The 19,089-nt window shown below is 63.8% G+C and carries 13 protein-coding genes; 4 read left to right on the top strand and 9 right to left on the bottom strand.

Translation table 11 applies throughout. The features are described from left to right. Positions 1–42: 42 nt before the first annotated feature. Complete coding sequence (locus J3E64_RS04125; RefSeq protein WP_253340051.1) at positions 43–1,335, bottom strand: hypothetical protein; 1,293 nt, start codon at positions 1,333–1,335, stop codon at positions 43–45. A gap of 137 nt (positions 1,336–1,472) precedes the next feature. Further along, positions 1,473–1,937, bottom strand: a complete 465-nt coding sequence (locus J3E64_RS04120) for a MarR family winged helix-turn-helix transcriptional regulator (RefSeq protein WP_253340049.1) — start codon at positions 1,935–1,937, stop codon at positions 1,473–1,475. 88 nt (positions 1,938–2,025) lie between these two features. On the opposite strand from J3E64_RS04120, the gene J3E64_RS04115 reads away from it, so the two are divergent. The 4 genes from J3E64_RS04115 to J3E64_RS04100 all read left to right on the top strand — a co-directional run bounded on the left by J3E64_RS04115 (position 2,026) and on the right by J3E64_RS04100 (position 10,390). Further along, positions 2,026–2,865, top strand: a complete 840-nt coding sequence (locus J3E64_RS04115) for a p-hydroxycinnamoyl CoA hydratase/lyase (RefSeq protein ID WP_253340047.1) — start codon at positions 2,026–2,028, stop codon at positions 2,863–2,865. Positions 2,866–2,887: 22 nt separating this feature from the next. Further along, complete coding sequence (locus J3E64_RS04110) at positions 2,888–5,002, top strand: acetate--CoA ligase family protein (protein WP_253340045.1); 2,115 nt, start codon at positions 2,888–2,890, stop codon at positions 5,000–5,002. 88 nt (positions 5,003–5,090) lie between these two features. Beyond that, positions 5,091–6,488: an aldehyde dehydrogenase gene (locus J3E64_RS04105; protein WP_253340043.1), complete on the top strand. Its 1,398-nt coding sequence runs from the start codon at positions 5,091–5,093 to the stop codon at positions 6,486–6,488. Between the two features lie 638 nt (positions 6,489–7,126). Next, positions 7,127–10,390 (top strand): NERD domain-containing protein, encoded by a 3,264-nt coding sequence (locus J3E64_RS04100; protein WP_253340041.1) that lies wholly within the window; start codon positions 7,127–7,129, stop codon positions 10,388–10,390. A gap of 10 nt (positions 10,391–10,400) precedes the next feature. On the opposite strand, the gene J3E64_RS04095 is transcribed toward J3E64_RS04100, so the two are convergent. From J3E64_RS04095 to J3E64_RS04065, 7 genes are all read right to left on the bottom strand, one after another. After that, positions 10,401–11,267 carry a hypothetical protein gene (locus J3E64_RS04095; protein WP_253340039.1) on the bottom strand — a complete coding sequence of 289 codons (867 nt, stop codon included), beginning with the start codon at positions 11,265–11,267 and terminating at the stop codon, positions 10,401–10,403. 22 nt (positions 11,268–11,289) lie between these two features. Continuing rightward, the gene (locus tag J3E64_RS04090; protein WP_253340037.1) at positions 11,290–12,483 is read right to left on the bottom strand and encodes a hypothetical protein; all 1,194 of its coding nucleotides are present in this window, start codon (positions 12,481–12,483) and stop codon (positions 11,290–11,292) included. Positions 12,484–13,027: 544 nt separating this feature from the next. Then, positions 13,028–15,790, bottom strand: coding sequence for a MobF family relaxase (mobF, locus tag J3E64_RS04085; protein WP_253340035.1), 2,763 nt, complete (start codon positions 15,788–15,790; stop codon positions 13,028–13,030). Then, entirely contained in the window at positions 15,790–17,634 is a 1,845-nt protein-coding gene (locus tag J3E64_RS04080; RefSeq protein WP_253340033.1) for a type IV secretion system DNA-binding domain-containing protein, read from the bottom strand. Before J3E64_RS04080 ends, mobF begins: the two co-directional genes overlap by 1 nt. After that, positions 17,631–18,002 carry a hypothetical protein gene (locus tag J3E64_RS04075; RefSeq protein WP_253340031.1) on the bottom strand — a complete coding sequence of 124 codons (372 nt, stop codon included), beginning with the start codon at positions 18,000–18,002 and terminating at the stop codon, positions 17,631–17,633. The genes J3E64_RS04080 and J3E64_RS04075 overlap by 4 nt, the downstream gene beginning before the upstream one ends. Before the next feature lie 207 nt (positions 18,003–18,209). Next, positions 18,210–18,755: a hypothetical protein gene (locus J3E64_RS04070; RefSeq protein WP_253340029.1), complete on the bottom strand. Its 546-nt coding sequence runs from the start codon at positions 18,753–18,755 to the stop codon at positions 18,210–18,212. A 111-nt stretch (positions 18,756–18,866) separates the two neighbouring features. After that, complete coding sequence (locus J3E64_RS04065) at positions 18,867–19,064, bottom strand: AlpA family transcriptional regulator (protein WP_037464378.1); 198 nt, start codon at positions 19,062–19,064, stop codon at positions 18,867–18,869. Between the last annotated feature and the right edge of the window lie 25 nt (positions 19,065–19,089).

Genomic DNA, 19,089 nt, shown 5'->3' with positions numbered 1-19,089 from the left:
CACTGTCCGCCTGAAAGGTCAGGCAGACAGTGCCGAGCCTGGTTACGCCTCGTTGTTCCGTTTCTCGTCAAGATAGGGGAACCGGTCGACCGTCACGCGCACATCCTTGATGCGCTTGCCGTAATCGCCCCACTGCACGATCAATTCCGTGCCTGGCTCCGAGTGGCTGACATCGACGCAGCCCATCGAGAGATTTTCTCTGAAATAGTAGCTGTAGATCGAGCCTGAGGACATACCCACCAGTTTGTCCCCGGCGAGCAGACGATCGGCATGTTCGAGCATGCCATGCCCCCAGGTGGGCGTTGTCGGCAGATCCATCGTCCGATACTCCTCGCCCGGACGATAGAGCGAGGCATAGATGTCTATCACGTCATCAGCATTCCAGCGGAGCGTCACCGTGCGCCGCTGATCGGGGGAAGCCGCGACCTGTTCGAGCGCCTTGCGGCCGATGAATTCGTGATCGAACCGCACCGCCTTGTCCCAGTTCACCTCGAACGGATTGCGCTGGCGTGCGCGAAGGTCGGCGGGATCGTAACTGCCCGTTCGCTGGGAGTGGAGCGCGAAATGGTCCTCGCCTACCCAGTCGCGGAAGCCCTGATCGTTGACCACGGCCATGCCGAAGGTCCAGTTGGCCTGCGGAAAACCGCCTTCGACATGATTGACGAGATAGGTGCGCCAGCCAAGGCGCTCGATCCCGATATCCTTGTTTGCCTGATAGATGGCGTCGTACACCGCCGGACCATCCGCGATCGGCCCGCGCACCTCATAGGCCAGGTTGCCCGACATACCGATGCGGCCCACCTCGACCGTCTTGCCCGCGATCTGCGTCTTGCGATAGCGCAGGAACTTGATGTCGCTGAGATCTTCGCCGGTGGCCCGTTGCAGCGCCTCCAGCGACCGCGGCCCGGCAATCTGCGTCAGATAGCTGTCCTCCATCCAGACCCGCACGTCGAACTTGCCCTGAAGACCTTGGTAGAGTGCCCATGGTCCGCCCGCGAAGTGGCGGTAATGCCCGTCGTCATAGCGCTGCAAGATTCCGTGCGCGGCGATCAGTCCTTCCTCGGTGCACATCACCGCGTGTCGCATCGTCCCTTCCGGGAAGGTCGCCAGGTTGTTGGTGCAAAGCTGTGCCACGAAGGCGTCGGCGTCCGGGCCGTCCACGCATACGACGGGGCCCGAGAGACCGGTGTGGATATAGCAGCTCTGCTTCCAGGACAGGCTCTCGGGCTTCCAACCGTTATATTCCCATGGCCGCAGCACATCACCAACGGCCACGTACAACGTCGGCTCGGCGTAATAGGGGAATGCAAGTATCTGGTTGAAGGGTGTGGTCATGCTTCTCTCCTGAATTTTATGGGGCACCGAGTCGAAAAACTTGTGAAGTTGGGGCCCTGACTCGTTAACCGAGCGCTTTTTATGCGCCTCCGACGCCGACACGATGCCGTGTCAGTCAATTGAGCCCTTACATCCTTTCATCTGAGCAAGGCCTGCAGCGCGGGGACCAGGTGCGGCCGGTGATCCGCGGGAATGCGGGCAAGCAGATCATTCTCGAACTCCCGCGTGATGGTGTCTACCCGGGCGCGGCAGGTTCGGCCTTCATCGGTAAGCAGGATCGCCAGCGACTTCCGATCGAGCGGTTCGCGCCGTATCAATCCCGCGCCTTCAAGACGTGCGAGCAGCGGCACCATGTTGGCGCGCTGGATGTCGAGTATCTTCCCTATATCCGCAGAGGTCAGGTCCGTTCGGGCATCCAGCAGCAGCAGCACGGTCGCCTCTGAAATCCGCAGGTCCAGGGCGGCAAGGCGGGCGGCGAGTTCCGTCATCATAGTATTTGCCGCGCGGCGGAGCAGGTAGCCGGGCAGGGTCGACAATGGATCGACCAGCGACGCGGCAGCCCCGCCCTCCGACAATTCATTCACCGCATCATTCTTTTCCATGGCCTTGCCTAACTCCAGATATCGCTATTGACTATAGCAAAATTAAAGTTATGCAACATAGCAATTCAGATTTGCATGAGAGAGTGAGATGACCGAGCGCGCAGAAGAGGATACTGTCGCCGTCCACGTCGAGGCGCGGGTTGCGTGGGTCTCGTACAATCGGCCGGAAAAGCGCAATTGCATGAGCCCGAAGCTCAATCGGCAGATGATGCGCGTGCTGGAGAGCCTTGAGTTCCGCGAAGATGTGGGCGTGCTCGTACTGACCGGCGAGGGCGACGCCTTCTCGGCCGGTATGGACCTCCAAGAGTATTTCCGCGAGAATGAGGCGCTCGGGATCGGCGCGATCCGCAAGAGCCAGCGCGAGGCCTATTCCTGGTGGGACCGGCTGCGCTGGTATGAAAAGCCAACCATCGGCATGGTCAATGGCTGGGCCTTTGGTGGCGCCTACGGTCCGCTCCACGCGCTGGACATCGTGGTCGCCGCCGATGATGCGACTTTCGGTCTTTCCGAGATCAACTGGGGCATTTTGCCGGGCGGCGGCGCCAGCAAGGTGGCGCAGGAACTGATGCCGTTTCGCAAGGCGATCTACCACGCCATGATGGGCGAGAATCTGACCGGGAAACAAGCGGCCGAGCAGGGTCTGGTGACTGAAAGCGTGCCCGCGGATCAACTGCGCGCGCGCGTGGAGGAGATCGCCGGCGTCCTGCTCAAGAAAGATCCCAACGCGCTGCGCGCCACCAAATGGGCGATGCGCCGCATGACCGAGATGACCTTCGACAACGCGATGGACTATCTGATCCGCGCGCAAGAGGCACTGAACGGCATGGGCGGGCTGGAGGCACGCAAGGAGGCGACCCGCCAGTTCCTCGATGCAAAGACCTTCAAGCCGGGGCTGGGTGCGTTCGACGCATCGAAGGTGGCCAAGTAAGCAGGAGCGGGGAGAAGGGCATATGGGAGAAACGCTCAGCGCTGCGATGATAACGCGCCTGCTGCGGCCGCGATCCATCGCGGTTGTCGGCGCCAGCGACAAGCCCGGGGCTCTGGGTGCGTCCTTATTGGGGAATCTCGACCGTCACGGTTTTTCAGGCCCAATCTATCCGATCAACCCGAACCGGGACACGATCGGCGGGCGCGCGTGCCTTAGTTCGATCGACGATCTGCCCGAGGGAGTGGATGCGGCCGTGCTTGCCATCCCGCGTGTGGCTGTGCTCGACGCGATCCGCAGGCTTGCCGAACGCAAATGCGGCGCCGCGATCGTCTTTTCCGCCGGTTTCGCGGAAGGCGGCGAGGAAGGGCTGATCGAACAGGCGGAGATCGCCCGGATTGCGTCGGAATCGGGCATGGTGCTGGAGGGCCCCAATTGCCTTGGCATGGTCAACCATGTCGACAGCGTTCCGCTGACCTTCGTCGAAACACGCTGCCTCGCTCCGGCAGGGCGCAAGGCGATCGGGATCGTGTCGCAATCCGGCGCGATGGCGGCCGTGCTGGGCACGACGTTGCAGGCGCGCGACGTTGCCCTCAGCTATTCGGTGTCCACCGGCAATGAGGCGGCGTCGACGGTCGAGGATTATGTCGACTGGCTGGTAGACGAACCCAACACCGACGTGGTGGCGATGATCGTCGAGCAATTCCGCGATCCTCGCCGCTTCCTGGAGGTGGCGAAGAAAATTCGCGCTGCGGGCAAGCAGATCGTGCTGCTCCATCCGGGCAAGTCGAGCGCGGCGCGCGAAAGCGCCGCGACCCACACCGGCGCCATGGCTGGCGACTATCCGCTGATGCGGGCAAAGGTGCGGCGTGCCGGCGTGATCTTCGCCGAGACGATCGAGGAACTGGGCGACATCGCCGAACTGTTGGTGCGCTGCCCTGCGCTGACCCGCCCTGACCTTGCCGTGCTCGGAGAGTCCGGCGCCTTCAAGGCGCTGACGCTCGACCTCGCCGAAGAGCTTGGCTTGCCGCTTGCCGCGCTGGGCGACGACGACAGCCCCGCGCTGCGCGCCGCACTGCCGCCCTTCGTCCCGGTCAGCAATCCGCTCGACATAACCGCGCAGGGGCTTAGCGAACCCGCGATCTACACCCGGGCGCTGTCTGCCTTGTTCGATGATCCTCGCGTCGGTGCGATCATATGCGGGATTATCCAGGGCGATCCGGTGACCAGCGGGATCAAGGTTCCGGCAATCCTGGCATCGCTTGGTGGCGACGAGTTGGCCAAACCTTTGGTCTTTGCCGGCCTGGACGAGGGAGCGGCTATTCCCCCTGATTTCATCGCCGACCTGCGCGCGCGCGGCATTCCGTGTTTTCCGTCGAACGAACGCGCTTTTCGCGCACTCGCCCGGCTGGGGCGGCAGGTCGGGCGGATCGACGTCGATAACAGCCCGACACCGACAGCTTTGCCGGGGTTCGATGCCTATCAAGGCGTCATTCCCGAATATCGCGCCAAATCCCTGTTGGCGCAGGTGGGCGTGCCTTTCCCTCAGGGACGGTTTGCGGCCGATGCTGACGCAGCGGTAAGCGCGGCCGAGGCGCTGGGCTTTCCGGTTGCGATGAAGGCGCAGGCGGCCGCGCTCAGCCATAAGAGCGATGCTGGCGGCGTGGCCCTTAACCTGCTCGATGCAGCCGCTGTGCGCGCGGCCTGGGCTCGGATGCACGACGCCGTGGCAGCTTACGACGCCTCAGTCGTTCTGGACGGTGTTCTGATCGAGGCGATGGGGCTGCGCGGGGTCGAGATGATCGTGGGCGGGCGCAATGATCCCGAGTGGGGGCCGGTAGTTTTGGCCGGGTTCGGCGGAGTAACCGCCGAAATCCTGCATGACGTGCGGCTGATCACGCCTGATCTGTCGGAAGCGGAGATCGAGAGCGAGCTCATGCAGCTCAAGAGCGCGGCCCTGCTGAGCGGCTATCGCGGCGCGCCTGCGCTCGACGTTCTGGCGCTGGCTCGGCTGATCCGCACGGTTAGCGCCGTCCTGCTCGCGGAGCCCGACCTTCAAGAGCTCGATCTCAATCCCGTCATAATCGGCCCGGTCGGCCAAGGCGTGACCGCGCTGGACGCGCTGATCGTGCGAGGGTGATCGCGGACAACTGCCGAACGGCACAGTGGGGCTGAACCTTCGGGTCGATCCCTTCCGTCCCGTCCATAATCGATCTTGGGAGAGTGTCATGGAATTCAACCGCATCAATCCGATCACCGGCGAAGTCGCCTCTTCCGCGCCCGCGCTGAAGGCCGCCGACGTGCCGCCGATCGCCGCGCGCGCGGCGGCGGCGTTTCCCGCCTGGGCGGCGCAGGGCCCCAATGCCCGCCGCGCCGTGCTGATGAAGGCGGCCGATGCGCTGGCGGCGCGCAAGGACGATTTCGTCGCGGCGATGATGGCGGAGACCGGCTCGACGGCGGGCTGGGCGATGTTCAACCTGACGCTGGCGACCGGCATGGTGCGCGAGGCCGCCGCTATCACCACGCAGATCGCAGGCGAGGTAATCCCCAGCGACAAGCCGGGTTGCCTCGCCATGGCGCTGAAGGAGCCGGTCGGTGTGATCTTGGGCATCGCGCCCTGGAATGCCCCGATCATCCTGGGCGTGCGGGCGATCGCCGTGCCGCTGGCCTGCGGCAACTGCGTGATCCTCAAGGCCAGCGAACTATGCCCGCGCACCCATGCGCTCATTATCGAGGCTTTTGCCGAAGCCGGGTTCCCGGAGGGCGTCGTCAATGTGGTGACGAATGCGCCCGAGGACGCCGCCGACGTGGTCGGCGCGCTGATCGATGCGCCCGAAGTGAAGCGGATCAACTTCACCGGGTCCACCAATGTCGGCCGGATCATTGCCAAGCGAGCCGCGGAACATCTGAAGCCCTGTCTGCTCGAACTGGGCGGCAAGGCGCCTCTGCTGGTGCTGGAGGATGCCGACCTTGAAGAAGCGGTGAAAGCAGCAGCCTTCGGCGCCTTCATGAATCAAGGTCAGATTTGCATGAGCACGGAACGGATCATCGTCGTCGAGGCGGTGGCCGACGCCTTCATCGAAAAGTTCGCGGCGAAGGCGGGCAGCATGCCCTCCGGTGACCCGCGCGAGGGCACGACCCCGCTGGGCGCGGTGATCGACCGCAAGACCGTCGATCACGTCAACGGCCTGATCGAGGACGCCGTCGCCAAGGGAGCGACCGTCGCTGCCGGCGGCAAAGCGGACAGCGTGTTGATGCCCGCTACCGTGGTGGCCGGGGTTACGGCAGACATGAAGCTGTACGGAGAAGAGAGTTTCGGTCCAGTCGTGGCAGTGATCCGCGCGCGGGACGAGGCCCATGCCATCGAACTCGCCAACGACAGCGACTATGGCCTGTCGGCGGCCGTGTTCACGCGCGACACCGCGCGCGGCCTGAGCGTGGCACGCCAGATCCATTCGGGCATCTGCCATGTCAACGGGCCGACCGTCCACGACGAGGCGCAAATGCCCTTTGGCGGCGTCGGCGCCTCGGGTTACGGCCGCTTCGGCGGGCGCCAGGGCATCGACAGCTTCACTGAAACGCGCTGGATCACGGTCGAAACCAAGGCCGGACACTTCCCGATCTGATTTCCGTCAAAAGCGGCGTTTGAGGCTATCGTCGCTTGAACCGTTTTTGCACCGGACCAGTACGGCATAGCTTTTCAATAAGCGCCTTCTTCCGAGGAATCCCGCTCGACTTGTGGACCGAACGGAACGACAACGAACTCATCAAATCGCGCCGCCCGAGTTGAACGCTTGGCGCCTAGCCCGACCAACTATTGATCAGGGCTCCAGGCGGTGGGGGCGGCATAGGGCCGCTCCACCACGGAGCATCGTCCGTTGCCGAGCGATCCCACCTTCAGTCGGATCGCTCGGCAATCATTCTTCTCTCGACCTCTTCGGCATTCGACAGCGACAGCCTCTATCCCTCCCCCGACGGCTCCGCTCGCGACGGCCGCTTCTGATAAGCGCATCCGAATCTTGACCACAAAGTGGCGGGCGCACATCTGGTCCGGCCGCTCGATTGAAGTGAATGACCGGTTTCGACGCGGACAGACTTTTAAAAGCGGACCGCGGATTGTCTCAAGCTGGTCGCGAGCCGCCGAGCAGGTCCGCGGCGGCTAGTGCCCAAATTCCGGACGCTGAATCGGCTCACGCTCTTCCAGGCGCCGGCCATTCGTACATCGCGAGGGTGCAGAACTTTCGGTGGGTGCTATGGTCGCTGAATGGCGGCGGCACATCTTGGCGAGATCTTCATAGGCGATGCCATCGACGAATGGTCCGAACGGCGCGCGCTCGCACAAATCCATACCGCACTGACAGCGGCAGGAGAGCCGTTCATCCTCCTTGCCAATTTTCAACTCGCCGGCCGACAGATCGACAGCGTTGTCATTACAACGCGCCATGCCGTGGTGGTCGAAGTGAAAACGTCCCGCCTCCCGGTACGTGGTGGCCTCGATGGAGATTGGGAACGGCTTCATGTCTCCGGCGAATGGCGACGCTATACCAACGGATATCAGCAAGCGCTCGGGCAAAAGAACCGCCTGCGGGACGCCATGCGCGAAAGCGCAGACGTCGCCGACTTCTACCCGGACGCAGCCGTGGTCTTCGCGACGCCGCTGCCGCAAGGCTCAGCGCTCACGGACGGCGATTTCAAAGTCGTGATCACCGACCTTGACCGGTTCGATCCGACAGCCTCTGGCAAGCCGCAAAATCCCTGGACTCTTGACGATTGGCGCGCCTTCGCGACACGCCGGTCGCTGCGGGCCGCAACGCTCGCAGAGGTGATGGGCGGTCAAGCGCTCGGCCCCGCTTTCGCCGTGATGCGAGACTATCGCGACAGGATCGCGAGCGAGCTCGCGCGCGACGGCGAGGCCTGGCTGCCGGAGAGCGAGGAACAGCGCGCAACGCTCCTGGCCGCTCTCGACCAGGCACCGGGATGCTATATCGAGGGCCCGTCGGGCTGTGGAAAAACATTGGCGGCACGGTGGCTGGGAAGCCAGGCCGCCCGAGCGGGCCAATGCGTCCTCTACCTCGTGGCGAAAGACTTCGACGGGGCCTGGTCGAGATTGATCAAGCGCGAATTGGCCCTCGTCATCGACGTGCGCGCTGCAGCCATCTTTAAAGCGGTCCGCGTGACTGGCACGCCGGTTCTGATCGTACTCGACGGGATCAACGAACTCGCAGCGCCGCGCGACGCGGCGCTGCGCGGGCTCCGCGCAATCGCTCGGCAACTCGATGCCCGCGTCATCGTCACGGGGCAGGCGTCAGTGCCGCCACAGCTGTCGGGGCTGAAGGCAATCGCGATCCGCGCGCCAACCCTCGCCCTCAAGGAACGGATTGCCAAGGCGCACCTTGGATCGCTCGGCGCGAATCTTGGTGCGTTGCTGAATGCCGTCGTCAGCGGGTTCGAGGCGACGATCGTTGCCGAAATCGGCGCTTCTGTGTCCGCCGACGCGTCGCGCCAGCTTCTGGTCGAACAGTTCATCCGGTATCGTTTGGGCAACGCGCAGCGATCGGGTTCGGCAGGTATGCGCCTCCTCGCGCAGACGTTGATCGAAAGCACCAGCTTCTCGATCAATGAGACTGCCTTCGACGAGCTTTTGGCGGCGAAGGGCGTCGGGCACGCGGAGATCGACGCGATTTTTGCCGCCAACCTCCTCGTCAGGCGCGGCGGCCGCGTCTCATTCGCGCACGAGATCCTTCTCAATGCCTGCGCTGCCTTCGCCTATGCTCAATTCGCCGCCACAGCGGGCGAGAAATTCTCGCTCATGCTGGCATTGCCCGCGCTCGAAGCGATCGCGGCCGATATCGTGTCGGTGATCGAGGATACGGCGATCGTGAAGACGGTGCTCGAAACGACGAGCGATTCAGCGCTTCTGTACGACGCTGCCCGTGGCTTGGCAGGACCGATCGCGGCGCAGGTCGCGGACAATCTGCTCACCCAGACGGAGAGCGAGATCGACGCGGAGATCGCCGGTCTGCGTTTGATGCTTGTCGCCGGCGACAATCCATCGGTCGACTGGGAAGACGGTTCGGTCCGACTACGCTCGGCGCCCGAGGAAGCGCGGATTAATGCGCTCGCGCGGGAGGTGGGCACCGGGCATCGGATCGAGCGCTTCTTCGACCTGTGCGCGTCCATGGATGCCGTGCTCCTCGATGAGCGACGGCGCCTGTCCGATGCCGCGACCGCAGCCGGGATAACCGCGCTGAAGAGCAACGCGTTCCGGCTGGCCTATTCCGGGTTCGGCAAACAAAGTGGCCTTGCCCAGATTAGCCAGATGGCCGGAAGCGGAGTTTTCGACATCGTCGATTCGCCACTGCACAACACACCCCATGACATGATGCGCCTCACGTCAGGGCAGCTGCATTTTTATCTCGAGCGACGGCGCCTGTTTCTCGATCACTTGGATGTCGACGACGTTGCCGACGGGCTTGCGCGACTGGTCATCGAGCGGTTCCGATGGGAGCCGGCCCAGGTGAAACTCGCGATCCTTCACGCCGCGACATTCGTGCGGCAGGCAAGTCCCACCCGGCTCAGCGCCCTCATCGAAGCGATAGAGACGATCGATGCCAACCGCGAAGGCATCTGGATCAGCACGGCGGTCATTGACGCGCTGAAATTTCTAGGAGGGCTCGAGGATTCGGCTGAGGGGGCCAGGGAGGGCATTCGAGACGAGTTCGAACGGGCAACCGGACCGTACGAGGATGAATTTATTCTCGGCCTCGCCCTGACCGTCGCCGTAGCGATGTTCGATCACCCTTATGATCATATCTATGGCGACGAATTCGAGGCTCTGACCACGGAAAAGCGTCGCCTGCTGCTCCGCCGGGCCGCGCGCTGCGAGAATGCCCGAAAGTGCGTCAACCTGTCCTGGGTCATCCGAGAAATCGCATCGTTCGATGACCCGATCGATGGCGTGATCATGCAGGAGTTCGCCCGCTTGCCGGACTCGCAAAATGTATTCCCGCAAGAAGAGTGGAGCGCCTTCACGGTGGCGACGCGCTTCCTGGGCCGCCATCAGCTAGCACTGCCGGCGCAGGACGGGCATACGGATACGCGACACGCCTTGATTCTGCTGCGCGCCCTGCTTTACGCGACATCCGGTGGCGTGGGACGCGAACCGCCTGCGCAAATCTGGGTAACGCTGAATCGGTTGCCCCCGGGCGTAGTCATGGGGTGTTTCTGCGAACTCGAGCAAAGCCTCATCGAACATCATTGGAGCGAACCGCCCGCTACGCCCCGACCGAGCCTGCTCCGCGCCTATACGCCACAATGGCTGGCAGTCGCGAGACGCTTTCTCGACGAGGGCGGGGAGCCGCAACATTTTCGCTTTGCGCAAGCGCGCGACAGCGCGCCTGGCTACGCGTTCCAAATCTTAGAGACGTTCGGCGATCGCAGCGACGTCGCCCGCCTGCAACGGCTCGCAGATGACCCCCGCCATGCACGGCGCGCGCTCGAGGCGCTGCGGAGGCTCGATTCGGCCTGAGCGCTCGGGTTTAGATGCCGACTTCATGCCACAGCGCCGCATCGCGTTCGGCTTCGAGCACCTCCAACTCGACCGGAATCTTACCGAACTGAAGATTGTACATCGGCAACTGCCAGTGGCTGTTGAGCTGCCAGACATGATCGTCGGTCGCATCGTCGGACGGCAGTTTCGCGGCGAGCAGCTTATCGAGCATTTCCCGAAACAGACGGCGATGGTCGTCGAAATGCTGGATGTCGATGAAATCGAGCGCCTGCCAAGTCTGGTGGACGATGCGCACGCCCTTCACCGTGAACATGCCAAGCGCCGCCATTGCTTCGGTTAGCAGCAGCGGAAGCGGTGGTCCGCCAAACATCTGCAGCGAGCACCCATCGCCGCGCGGTGCAGACCATTGTGGCTTGCCGTCCTCATGGACCTCGATGTCGGCGTACATCGTGGACTCGCGGCTGTAGAGCCTCCAGTTTGGAACGATATATTCGCCGACATAGCCTTCAAGATAGTGCCCCTGCCGCTCCTGATCGACATAGGTCTGAAGCTGGGTGACATCGACCGGCCGCCAGCCTTGGGCGTCGGCGTAGATCATTCGGCTGAGATGGTCGTAGAACGTCTTCACGATCCCCTTGACTCGCCGCGCGATGTGCTTCGATGGGCAGCGCACCAAGTCCACCAGGATCAGCACTTTGGCGGCTTCCTCGACCGCGAAGCCTTCGAGGACATTCTGCTCGCGTGAGCCTTGTTCGAGCAGCTGCGCCGCATCCCAGAAACTTCGCGCGCTGGCCGCGATGATCGGCAGGCCTTCAGCGATAAACACCAGCCTTTCCCTCTGGGAGAGCTGGGTGAGGATGTCAGCGCGGCGGTTGCCATAGGGAATGTCGGCCATTGTCGTTGTCCCTTTCCCGGCCTCAATAGTCCATGTTCACGTGCCGCTCCCAGAGCCGGCCGAGATGGTCGACCAGCGCCTCGACTGCTGCACTGCCCTGGCTGATCGCCTCGCCATATTCGGCGATACTCTTCGCGTCGAATTGCGGGTCGATGCCCCAAAGCACGAACTCGTTGGGCAATGCGAACGGGCCGCTGGTCAGCATCGCGTCAACATCATCAAAAAGCCGACAGGTCTGTTCATGCGTGCTAGCGGCAATCGGAAAGAAGCTCATCTCCAGCCGCCCGCGATAGCGCGACAGATTGGCAGGGATCGCACCGATCTTGGGAAGATGGAAATAGAAAGCGCCGCCATCATTTTCGACGCCGCCGTGCGCGAGTGGGTTGCGGATCACGGCCTTTACATCGCGGAGCTTGCCGAGCAGGCTCCCGGCGAGGGCGTCGACCCCGCCGGCGAACAGCATTGCGAACCGTTCGTCCCATTTCGCGGAGAGGAAAGCCGGAAACGCACCATTTGCGAGCGGCTGGCCGAGGAACGCGCGCAGTAACAGCATGCGGTGCTCGAGCCCGCTGAACCAGGCGTCGACCATCGCACCGGAGGCGTAGAAGCCGTGGCTGTCCGCTTTACCCTTCCGGTTGATACTCGCCACCGCGGCCTGAAGGTGGCCGACGTCGTTCGCCTTGTTCCCTGCTACCGTTGCGATCTCTGGCGGTTCGAAAGCGAAGGCCTCGTCCGCCAGGGCGCGGAAATAGCGATACCGATCCTCGTACATTCGCCAGCGGTTCTGTAGCGTCAGATTGCCTTCGGCGATCTGTGCCGTTGCATAGAGTTTGAGTAGCGGTTCCAGTAGCTTCAATGAGCCCGACAATTGCCCCGACACACGCGCCAGAAGTTTGGGGGTCACATCGCGGGGTGCGAGGATGCGGAAGCCGAATTTCCGAAGCGTGAAGCCGAACGGCTCTCCATCGACCGTCGCGAAGACGGTCCAGCGCACCTTTTCCCAGGGCCCGCTCGCGCGAAAGCCCATGATCGTGTGCAGCCCGAAAAGCACCAGCTCGGGAACCGGAAACAGCGCGCGATCGGGTGAATGGGCCATCATGGCGCGTTCATTGGCCCCTTTCGGATATTCGCTGCTGAAGCCCTTCAGGGCCTTGGCCATTCGACGCTTGATCGTAGCCAATTGCTGCTGGATATCGGGGACGGGCGTCTCGGTCATTCCGGCTCTCTATCCGATGCGATCTCTCGTGGTCGCCGTGCCCAGGTCGCCGAAAGTTCGAACGGCGGAAACGGCCCCGTCGAGCTCAGCACAACTCGCTTCGCTTTCCAAGGAGCCCAGCGGTCTGCACAGCAGCGACGATGGCTAGGACAACAAGTAGCGCCTAGGTTAGCACGAACAGTGCCTTCACATCATCGAATGGTCTGTCGGCATGAAGCTCGTATATACGCCGCGCTTCCCATTCACGAGCCGGGTTCAAGCGTGATAAATGAAGGACAGCTTGAGCCAATCGGCGCCTGGAAGGGGACAAACCGGATTGTCCGACAACCTCGCCGAAATCAGCCCCTCAACAATTGCGCGCGCCAGCCCTGGTCACACCGTCCCCACGCCGTACCCACACCCGCCCCATTGGCATGAGAACCCGGCTCTTTCGTCCGCAGCCCCGGTCATTCCTTCGATGAAGCAAACAAACGGTGGGTTAGAAAAACGGGATAAGACAACTGATTTACGGCGCCCCTTTAGGCTTGTGGGCGTAACCCAAGCCTCACACAAGACCAGCTCCCTTCGCGTTGCCCGCCGCCAGCCCGGATGCCGCCGCCTGAGCGATGGCAGTTTGCACCTGCCCGGCCCGTTCACCAATCGCGGCAACCAGCTTGCCACGATCGTTGGTGAAGATAGTGGCGGTTTCCTTCGCCCGGGATATCCCGACGTAAAAGGACTTCTGGTCCACCAGATTGGCCGCCTTACTGTCGGCATGGATGATGACATGATCGGCGGTGCGCCCCTGCGCGGCAAAGGCGGTATCGACATAGCCATGGGCAATATGCCGATCGCGGGCGGAATCGAGACGGAGCGTTTCGGTCGCTCCTCGCCAGGTCTGGATGGTGGCTGTGCGAGCCTGCTGATCCACGGCGATCACTTCGGCACGCGCGCCATTAATTCGCCCCGCCTCACGGTCGTTGCGGGTGAAGCGGATGGCATCACCGGCTTTCAGGTCGATCGGTTGGGCCGAGAAGGCCTGGGCATGACCCGCACCCCATTGCCGCAAGCGCCAGTCCACCTCACGCCCGTCCTCCGCCTTGAGCGCTATGGCGGCCGTGGCCGGGTCGATGAGCTCGACGCGATAGGCTTCACCCCGCACAACGCCCTTGTCGGCATAGCCACGGGTGAAGCGGACCACATCGCCCTTGTCGTAACTCAAGGGATCGCGCGCCTCCGCGCGGGTCAGCCCCTTGTTGACGAGGGCTTCCGCCGGTACGGCTGGCCCGGTCAGCGCACCCGATCGGGTAAGCGCCGCGCGAATGTCGGCTGTCAGCGCATCGCGCCCCTCACGGGATGGCTCGATCACGATCGTGCGGGCACGTCCTGCCTTGTCCAGCGCCGCAAACCGCTCTGCGATAGCGGCGAAGCGTGCAGCCCGATCGACACTCTCGATGATCTGCCCACCACTCCGGTCCAGCGCGGCCAGCGCCTTCCTGGCATCCCCCTCGATCGACGCCAGCACAGCCTCCTTGGTGGCGAGATTGGTTTGCCGCACGATCTCGGCCAGCCTGGCGGTTTCCATGCCAGCGCCTTGCAACTGGGCAAAGGCAGCACCCGCCTCGACCGACCCCAGCTGCTTCACGTCTCCGACCAGCACGATGCGGGCATCATGCTTCGCGGCGAGGTCGAACAGCCGCGCGGTATCGCGCGCCGACAACAGGGACGCCTCGTCCACGATCCACGCAGTGGGCCGGGTGGGATCGCCACGCTCTGGCGACAGCAGGTGCCCGGCAACGGTATCGCCGCGCGTGCCCAGCGCCTCGCCCAATACCATCGCCGCCGACGCGGTCGGAGCCAGGGCCGTCACGGCTATCCCGCGCGCTTCGGCCTCGCGGGCGAAAGTCGCCAGCACGGTCGTGGTCTTGGCGGTGCCGGCATAGCCCTGAACGGCGGTGATCCGGTTGCGGCTGGTCAGCAACTGCGTGGTAGCGGCCCGCTGATCAGGATTCCAGCCATGACCTGTACGCTCGGCCTGCGCCGCTGTGCTGGCAACCGCCCTGGCGGCGGCAAGCGGCGAGGCGATAGCGGCAAGCGCATTGCGCCCCTCCGCCTCGATCCTGATCATCCTGGCTTCGGTCTCGACGTTCTGCCGCGTGGTAAACCCGGCGAACTCCGCCCCGCGCCGGTCGATATGGATGCGGTCGATCAAGTCACCCTGTTTCGTCGCGGCATCGATGGCCGCCCCGATCTGGGCGTACCCGATCCGCCCCAGTCCGATCCGTCCCGCTTCCTCCTGCAAGGCGGCAGCGGAAAATACCGACTGCCGCTCACCCAGCTTGTCGGCGGCATGGGCGACAGCACGGGCTGCGGCGCTGTTGTCCTGCAATTCCATGGTTGCGCGATAAGCCGGATCGGCGGCCCTGGCTTCGGCCTCCCGAACCATCGCCAATCTCGCTTCGATACCGAACCCTACTTTGGCCGCTGTCTCCCGCCACTCCGCCACAAGGGCGGCAGGATCGGCAGCAATCTTGGCCTCACGGGTGTCGAGCGTGGCAACCTGCTTCTCGATGGCGCTGGCGGTCTCGCGGGACGTACCACGCTCCGCCAGCGCCGCCGCGATCTCGGCGCTGCGGGTGCTGAACGCCTCGATGACTTGGTTGGAGACACCCCTGACCTCGAACATGGACTGCTTGTCCACCTCGATCTCATAGCCCAGTTCCCGGACCTTTAAGGCCAGTTCCTGCCGGTAGATCGCCCCGATCTGCTTCTGAAGCTGATAGATCGCGCGCGGTTCGAGGCTGCGCCAGGCACCGTCCTCGCCCTGCGTCGCGTTCATGATGACATTGTGGGTATGAAGCTGCGGGTCCTGGGCGCGGCTGGTGCCGTGCTGGAAGCTGGCGATCACCAGATTGCCGGTCGCCTCGCGGGCGACCGTGCCGCCATCGCGGATACGCGTGGCGGCCATATGGCGTTCGACATGGGCCATGGCGGTTTTTACGGCCTCACCATGCGCCTCGATCAAGCGCCGGTCACCCGCGACCTCGGCCATGATCGACACCGACTTGGGCGCGCTCAAGGTCACGTCCCAACCGGGACGATGCTCCAACTGCCCGTCGCGGAAGGTGCCAAGCTGCTGGTCGCCGATCCTGCCGTCGAGCAGAGCGCGGAACTCATCGCGATCCACTTCGCCCGACAGGCCCAGCGCCTCCGCGCCAGCCCCCTGCCATTGGGAGGGCGATAGTCCGCCCTCGGCATAATAGTCGTCGGCCTCGTAATAGCTGCTGGCCTGCGCCGAACTGGTGAGGGCAGAGGCGGAAGCCACCATCACACCGGTCCCTGACTGTCAGGCTTCGGGGAGGGTGAGGACGGCGCTGGTGACGGCGGCGCTGGGTGCGCAGCCTGTCCCCAGAGCATGGTCGCCGGATCGGCGGCGATAAACCCCGGCTGGTGGGGTTTGCCCCGCCTCGCGATATGATCGGCGGTCAGCCTGATCCTCGCCACCGGCAATCCGTCGGGGAGCAGGAGATATCCCTCGTGCCGCGCAAGGCGGAGCTGGCTCTCCATGACGGCAGGCCGCACCTCGCGCATCCGCCCCAGATTGATGCGGTGGCCTTCGTCGCCATCGCCTAGCATGTCGGTCTTGGTCCGGATTTCCATCTCTGAAGTACCGATGGTCTGGCTAGCCCATTGGCGGGTGTCACTGTCGATGGTCTGCAGGAACAGCTTGGTGTTGCAGCAGCCCAGCATGGATTCCGCAATCTGCGGTCCATAGCGATGCTGCATCTGCCCCAGTGCCTGGAAGGTCAGCACGACCGCCGCGCCGAACTTGCGCCCCTCGGGCAGAAGCCGCGCCAGATTGTCGACACGGGGCAGGTCGGCAAGCTCGTCCAGCACGAACCAGATGCGCCGGTCCTCGGAAGGGCGGAGGCCCAGCACCGCGCTGGCCGCGCATTCCAGCCAGCAGGCGAGCAGGGGTTTCGAGGCCTCGAAATAGTCCTCCTTCCTCGGCACGAATATCCAGGGTCGCGCACCGGGATGCCGGTCGAGCGCTTCAATGAAGCTGCGGAAGGCAAAAGGCTTCGCCTTGCCGTCCTCGGCACGCAGGAATTGAATCAGGTCCGCTGCCTTTGCCAACATGAACAGCACGCTGCCCGTGGCCCGGTCGGCATCGTCGGCAAAGGTGCGGGCCGACGAACTGGTGGCGAGCCATTCCTTGAGGTCGTCCTTGGGCCGGTTCTTCAGGGCATGGAGCAGGTCGGGGAGGGTGCGCCTGTTCTCCAGCCACAGAGCCCGGATCATATTGGCGACCAGGATGCGGCTGGTATCGAGCCACACATCGCTGTCATGTTGCCCGGTCTCGGTGATCAGCTGGTGGGCGATGCGGTCGGCGTCCGCCGGATGTGCGATCTCGGCAAAGGGCGACCAGAAGGCGCAGCGGGCATCGAACGGGTTGAGGATCACGTCGCCGCGCGCCGGATCATAATAGTGCGCAATGAACTCGCCGCTGGTGTCGTAGACAAGGGCGGCTTCGCCGCGCGCCTCGATGCGATCGAGCAATTGCCGCAAAGCCGTGGTCTTGCCACTGCCGGTCGTGCCGATCATCGCCATGTGGCGTGTTTCCAGACGAGCGGGGATCGGAACCTTGCCGATCGACAGGGTGCGGGCGTCAGCTTGCCTGCCGGTCAGCTTGGCAAGCTGCTTCTCGTCCACCACTTGCGTTCCGCCGATCCAGCGATCGGCCAGCAGGCGCTCGCGCCGCCGCGCCAACGCGCCGCGCAAGGCGATCAGGCCCACAAGCCAGGTGCCGAAGCCAAGCCAACATCCCCGCCTGGCCCAGGCCCAGACCAAATCGACGCGCCGCCGGAAATAGGGATGGGCAATGATCTGGCGCGCTGATCGTCCTTCTTCGATATGGTCGGGATAGTGAACGTCGATCCCTGTGTCCGCCTCCCAGCCGGACACGGCCCAGAGCTTGGTCCTGGCCCAGTAGTAGGTGCTGGTGGCGAGCATCGCGTCGCGGCCCAGCATCACGTGGGGCACTGCCAGTCCCCCGAGTGCAACGGAGGCCAGCATGACAAGCGCCTGCCGCTTGAGGCGGGCGCCTTGGGTGCTGAGATGATGCTTGTGCAGGGCATCGGCATGGTTGCGGCGATCGTCGGGGCGGGTCACGGCCGGCTCTCCCGCGCAAGGCCCCGCTGGCGATTGTAGGCGGCCGTGATCTCCTCGGTGAGGATCGCGTCGCTCTTGCGCGCGCCACTGGCGGCGCTGCGGGCGTAGCAATAGGCCGCGCAGGCGGTGAACAGCGTGCGGTCCAGCATCCGTTCCACGTCCACGATGCGGGTGCTGACCGATGCCAGTTCGGTCACGATCTCGCGGGTGTCGATTGTGCTGCCCGTCCCCTGGACGAGCGCCGCGAGTCCAGTGTCCACCACGCGGGCGAGCATGGCATATTCGCTGAGGCCACGTTGCCTCGCGAAGCCGGCAAGGGTGCGGTGCTGGGCCGGAGAGAGCCGCACGGTCTGGGCGCGGGCGCTCATCGCGCCGCTCCAGCCGAGATGCTATTAGCCATCGCGTGAAATGGCGGATTTGCGCTGTTTTGGCCAAGCCGCGTTTGGCGAGATGCTATCCGCATCCCGTCAAACTCGCAGAAAAGCTGGATGCACCCGTGCGTGAGGTGTGTATCTGAATTGTCGGCTCGATGCGTAGCATCGCAGCCCTGCAACCTTGTCCTTTGGGCGACCGGATCAGGCATGGTCCGATCCTTCCCGGCAGGCTTCGCCTGTGGCGTCAGCGGTAGCGTCGGACACCCAGGCGGCGATGATCCGCTTGGCTTCGCGGTCGGCCCTGGGGCGATCGATCTCCCGGCGGTGACGCGGTTGGTCGTAAAGGCCGTGTTCGATTATCCAATTCTGGATCACTTCGTCGATGGCATCCTGCAACCGGCTGTCGAGCTGCCTTGCCGCGATGGGATCGAGATGCGCGGTGACATGCGGGGCTTCGATCAGCCCACCCAGTGGGAGACAGATCCTGCCTGCATCCTGCAGGGGGCCATCCACCCGCAGGGTTGATATGACGCCCCGGTGGGTGTGCAGAACGGGACGTTTGCTGAGCGTCCAGTGGCTGATCGAACAGCGGTAGGTTTCACCATCGTCATCGAAGGTTAGCAGCCGCTCGATCAGCGGTTCGACGATGGGCGCTAGCCGCTGATGGACCGTGAAGCGCAGCGTGACATGGGACCGGCTCCGCAGCCGTGCGGCCAGCCGATCGATGCTGTTGCGGATTGAAGGCATGATTCATCCTTTCGTGAAACCACGATTGCGGTGGTTGATCGTTCGCGAGATGCAGACGCGACGGGCCCGCCCAGCCATTAGACCGGAGCCGGGAAGCGACTGCGGTTTAGTTCAGTAGCGGCGGGGCTGAAGGCTGTTCAGCCAATCCTCGACATCGCCGGATCGCCATCGAATTTTGCCAGAGCCAATGTGGCAGGGACTGGGAAAGCTGCCGTTGCGGGCACGGCGATAGAGGGTGGTCCGAGATTTGAAGCCGGTGACGTTGAGCACGTCCACGACAGTCAGAAGTTGGTTGCGATCAGGGGGCATGAAGGCGTCCTTTCCACTGGTTGGA

This window comes from Sphingobium sp. OAS761 (genome assembly GCF_024168485.1).
In the GTDB taxonomy this organism is placed as follows: domain Bacteria; phylum Pseudomonadota; class Alphaproteobacteria; order Sphingomonadales; family Sphingomonadaceae; genus Sphingobium.
Note: the sequence above shows the minus strand (reverse complement) of the source record. Positions and strands in the feature narration are given on the sequence as shown.